The 4,864-nt window shown below is 74.0% G+C and carries 2 protein-coding genes; both read right to left on the reverse strand.

The genetic code is table 11. The features are described 5' to 3' along the window. Window positions 1-26: 26 nt before the first annotated feature. Complete coding sequence (locus ACJOT3_RS32435) at window positions 27-3,968, reverse strand: MMPL family transporter (protein WP_406976948.1); 3,942 nt, start codon at window positions 3,966-3,968, stop codon at window positions 27-29. Between the two features lie 16 nt (window positions 3,969-3,984). Continuing rightward, the gene (locus ACJOT3_RS32440; protein WP_406976949.1) at window positions 3,985-4,692 is read right to left on the reverse strand and encodes a response regulator transcription factor; all 708 of its coding nucleotides are present in this window, start codon (window positions 4,690-4,692) and stop codon (window positions 3,985-3,987) included. Between the last annotated feature and the right edge of the window lie 172 nt (window positions 4,693-4,864).

Genomic DNA, 4,864 nt, shown 5'->3' on the forward strand with positions numbered 1-4,864 from the left:
CGTTCCGGGGTGCCCTCCGGGGCCGCTCAGCGCCCGGCGTGCGCCTCTTCCCTGTCCCCCCGCGGCTCTTCCACCGGGGTCGGCCGGGCCAGCGCCTCACCCTCGATGTCCACCGAGGGCAGCAGCCTCCCCAGCCACCCCGGCAGCCACCAGGCGGCCCGGCCGAACAGCGCCATCAGCGCCGGGACCAGCGTCATCCGCACCAGGAAGGCATCGACCAGCACACCCACCGCCAGCGCGAACGCGATCGGCCGGATCATCTCGTCGGGACCGAAGACGAACGACGTGAACACCGCGATCATGATCACCGCGGCCACCACGACCACCCGCGCACCCTGGCGGAACCCGGTGACGATCGCCTCCCGGGCCGGGGCCCCGTGCACGTACTCCTCCCGCATCCGCGACACCAGGAACACCTCGTAGTCGATGGCCAGCCCGAACAGGGTGCCCAGCAGCAGGACGGGCAGGAAGGCCAGGAGCGTCGGCGCGCTCTCCACCCCCAGCAGGTCGGCCCCGTACCCCCACTGGAAGACCAGCACCGTGGTCCCCAGCGCGGCGCCCGCGCTGAGCACGAAGCCCAGCGCCGCCTTGAGCGGCACCAGGACCGACCGGAACACCAGGACCATCAGCACCAGCGCCAGCCCCACCACCAGGGACAGGAACGGCACCAGCGCCTCGTTGAGCCGCTCGGAGATGTCGATGCCCACCGCCGTGGAGCCGGTGACGGTCACCTCCGCGCCCGTGTCGCGCTCCAGGGAACCCCGCTCCCCCCGGATCTCGTGCAGCAGGTCCTCGGTGGACCGCTCCGACGGCCCCTCCTCCGGGACGACGGTGATGACCGCGGTGTCGCCGGTGCCGTTGAGGACCGGCGGGGCCACCTCGTCGACGCCGTCCAGGTCCGCCATCCGCTCGGCGATCCGGTCGGCCGCCCCCGGGCGGTCGTCCGCGTCGCGCAGGTCGGCGACCACGACCAGCGGGAAGGCGCTGCCCGCCCCGAACTCCTCGGCGATCGCGTCGTAGGCGCGCCGCTCGTCGCTGTCCCGCGCGGCGATCGACGCGTTGGGCAGGCCCAGCCGCATGTCCAGGGCGGGGACCGACGCCGCCCCCAGCACCAGGACCACCAGGAGCACCGGCAGCACCGGGTGCCGCACCAGGAACCGGCTCCACCGGGTGCCCAGGGTGGCCTCCGCGGTCAGCGCCCGCTCCGAGCGGCGGCCCAGCACCGGCACCTTCAGCGCCGTCACCCGCGGTCCCAGCACACCGAGCAGCGCGGGCAGCAGGGTGATCGCCCCCAGCACGGCGGCGGTCACCGTCATCGACGCGGTCACGCCCATGACGCCCAGGAACGGGACGCCCACCACGTTCAGGCCCAGCAGGGCGATGACGACCGTGATCCCGGCGAACACCACGGCGCTGCCCGCGGTGCCGATGGCCCGCGCCGCCGACTCGTGCGGGTCCATGCCCTCGGACAGCTGCTGCCGGTGCCGGGACAGCACGAACAGCGAGTAGTCGATGCCGACCGCGATGCCCAGCATCACCGCCAGCAGGGGAGCGGTGGAGGTCACGTCCCAGAAGGCGGCCGACGCCAGCACCGCCGCCATGCCCAGGGCGACCCCGGCCAGGGCGACCAGGACGGGCACACCCGCCAGGACCAGCGCGCCGAAGTTCAGCACCAGGATGGCCGCGGCCACCAGCACGCCGATGACCTCGACGACGCTCAGCCCGATCTCGGGCATCGACAGCGACGTGCCGCTGAACTCGACCTCCAGCCCGGCCTCCTCGACCGGGCCGCCGCTGCCCAGGATCCCGTTGACGGTCTCCTGCGCGACCCGGCCGTCCGGTTCGGTCAGCTGCACCTGGAGCAGCAGGGCCCGGCCGCTGTCGGAGAACAGCGGGATCTCCTCGGCGACCGCGGCCTCGTCGAACTCCGGCGCCTGCTCGGCCACCTGCGCGGCGGCCTCCTCCTCGGCCTGCGCCAGGATCCCGTCCCGGCCCGGGGCGCCCTCGGGCACCTGCTCCCCGACCGCCGCCCGGGCCTCGGCCCGGGCCTCCTCCTGTGCCGCCGCCAGCTCCCGGTCGTACACCCCGCGGGCGTCACCGAGGAGGGCGAAGGGGTCGACGACCTCCTCCACGCCCTCGATCCCGTCCAGGTCCCTGGCCAGTTCCCCGACCGCCTCCCGGTACTCCCGGTCCGCGAGGACCTCCTCGCCCTCGGGCGCGCGCACCAGCACGGTCACCGAACCGCCGCTGCGTTCGGAGAAGCGCTCACCCAGCAGGTCGGCGGCCTCCTGGGCCTCGATGCCGGAGATCTCGAACGTGTCGTCCAGGCGGGGCTGGAGCGACACCGCGAGGGTCGCCACCGCGGCGACGACCGCCAGCCAGCCGCCCAGCACCCACCAGCGTCTCCGGTACGCGAAGGAACCGATCCGGTACAGCAACGTCGCCATGCTCTTCCTCTTCCGTGGGCCGGCGGGGGCGTCCGCCCGTGCGGACGAACGCCTCCGGCCCAGGCCATCGGCCCCGGATGGGGAAGGAGTGCGAGAAAGATGAGAATCCCCTGAGAATCCCGGGCCGGGGGTGAGAGGTGGCTCACCCGCCCCGGCCCGCGGCGGGAAACGCAGGGTCACGGTCGTCCCCTCCGCGACCGAGGACTCCAGGTCGGCGGTGCCCCCGTGGGCGGTCATGACCGCCCGCACGATGGCCAGCCCCAGGCCGCTGCCCTCCCGGTCGCGGGCCCCCGGGTCCCGGTAGAACCTCTCGAAGACGAACGCCGCCGACTCCGCGCCGATGCCCGGCCCCTCGTCGGACACCGACAGCACGGGGCGCCCCTCCACCCGCTCCAGCACGACCGTCGCCGTGCTCTCGACGGGGGTGTGGGCCACGACGTTGGCCAGCAGGTTCGCGACGGCCCGCCGCAGCTCCTCCCGGTCCCCGGTGACCAGGCACTCGTCGCGCAGGTCCAGGACGATCCGCCGGTCGGGCGCGGCGGCCTCGGCCGAGGCCGCGCACTCGCGCGCCAGGTCGGCCAGGGACACCACGGCGGAGCCGGCCGCCGGGGACCGGGCCGGCCGTTCGTCCAGCCGGGACAGGTACAGCAGGTTCTCCACCAGCCGCGACATCCGGTCCGCCTCGGCCTGGGCGCGCGGGATCACGTCGGGCCGCTCCCGGGGGTCGACCACGCCATCGGCGATGAGCTGGAGGTAGCCCCGCACCACGGTCAGCGGGGTGCGCAGCTCGTGGGAGGCGTCGGCGGCGAACCGGCGCATCCGCTCCTCGGAGTCGGCCCGCGAGCGCAGCGCCGCCTGGAGCCGGGCCAGCATCCGGTTGATGGACACGGTCAGCCGGCCCGTCTCGGTCCGCGCCCGCTCCGGCGACTCGGGCACCCGCCGCTCCAGGTCGCCGTCGGCGATCGCCTCCGCCGTGACGACCACGTCGTCCAGGGGCCGCATCCCCCAGCGCAGGACGGAGGAGGCCACCGAGCTGAACAGCGCCAGCAGCACCGCCGAGGTGACCGTGCCGGTCAGCACCAGCCGGCCCACCGTCTCCTGGACCTGCGCCAGCGGGATCGCCATCACCAGGTGGGCGTCGTGGCGGGGCAGCTCCAGGTACAGCGCCCGGTAGTCCTCGCCCTCGTGCTCCACGGTCGTCGGGGTGCCCTGCCGGGCCCGATCGGCCACCGTGTCCAGGAGCGGGCTCTCGAAGAGGGGGTCGCGGTAGGAGAAGGTGGGGGACTCGACCTCCACCAGGAACTCCCGGGGCGCGGTCACCTCCCCCAGGAACGCGGACGGCTCGTGGCCGAGGATGTCGTCCTGCCGGGAGCGGACGAACTCGGCGATGAGGGTGAGCTGGGTGTCGACCTTGTCCGTCAGGAGGCGGTGCACGGACAGGCCGCCCACCGACACCACGATCGCCAGGGTCAGGGTGGTGACCGCCAGCAGCAGCGCGGTCAGCCGGGTGCGCAGGGTCATGGCGGGGTCCCGTCCTTCACGCCGGGCCGTCCCCGGCGCGCATCGTGTAGCCGAACCCCCGGTGCGTGCGGATGAGGTCGGGGCCCAGCGCGTTGAGTTTGCGCCGCAGGTAGCCGATGTAGGTGTCCACGATGTTGGAGCCGCTGCGCTGCCCGGTGCCCCAGACGCGGTCCAGGATCTGCTCGCGGGACAGGACCCGGCCCTCGTTGACCATGAGGTAGTGGAGCAGTTCGTACTCGGTGCGCGACAGGTGCACCGGGACGCCGCCCCGCCGCACCTCGTACCGTTCCGGGTCCAGGGAGACGTCGGCGACGCGCAGCACGCGGTCCGGCGGCACGGTCGGCCTCTCCTCGGGGCGCAGCCGGCGCAGGACCGCCCGCACCCGGGCGACCAGCTCGTCCATCTCGAACGGCTTGGTGATGTAGTCGTCGGCCCCGTAGGTGAGTCCGGCGACCCGGTCCGCGGGCGCGTCGCGCGCGGTCAGGAAGACGATGCCGGTGCGGGGGTGCGCGGCGCGCACCTCCCGGCACAGGTCGCGGCCGTCTCCGTCGGGCAGCATGACGTCGATGACCAGCAGGTCGGGATCGTGCGCGGCCAGGACCTCGCGGGCCCCGGTCAGTGAGGTGGCGGTGAGGACGGCGAACCCGTGGAAGGTCAGGACCGTGGCGACCAGGTCGACGATGTCGGGGACGTCGTCCACCACCAGGACGGTGTCGGTGCTCATCGCCTCCCATCGAAGCAGCAGAGCATGAGAGTTCGATGAGAACACGCCCTGACCGCCGGGGCCCGCGGTCCGGCCGCCCATCGCCCGCGGCGGTGACGACGGGAGATCGCCGGCGGGGCGATCCGTGGGAAGGACCGCGATCATGGGGTCTGTGCAGGCCCGCGCCGTCCCG

This window comes from Nocardiopsis protaetiae, assembly GCF_045446735.1.
GTDB classification, from domain to species: domain Bacteria; phylum Actinomycetota; class Actinomycetes; order Streptosporangiales; family Streptosporangiaceae; genus Nocardiopsis; species Nocardiopsis protaetiae.

Coding starts and splice junctions, on each gene's coding strand:
- ACJOT3_RS32435 (WP_406976948.1), bottom strand. CDS start 3,968: ATGACCCTGCGCACCCGGCTGACCGCGCTGCTGCTGGCGGTCACCACC.
- ACJOT3_RS32440 (WP_406976949.1), bottom strand. CDS start 4,692: ATGAGCACCGACACCGTCCTGGTGGTGGACGACGTCCCCGACATCGTC.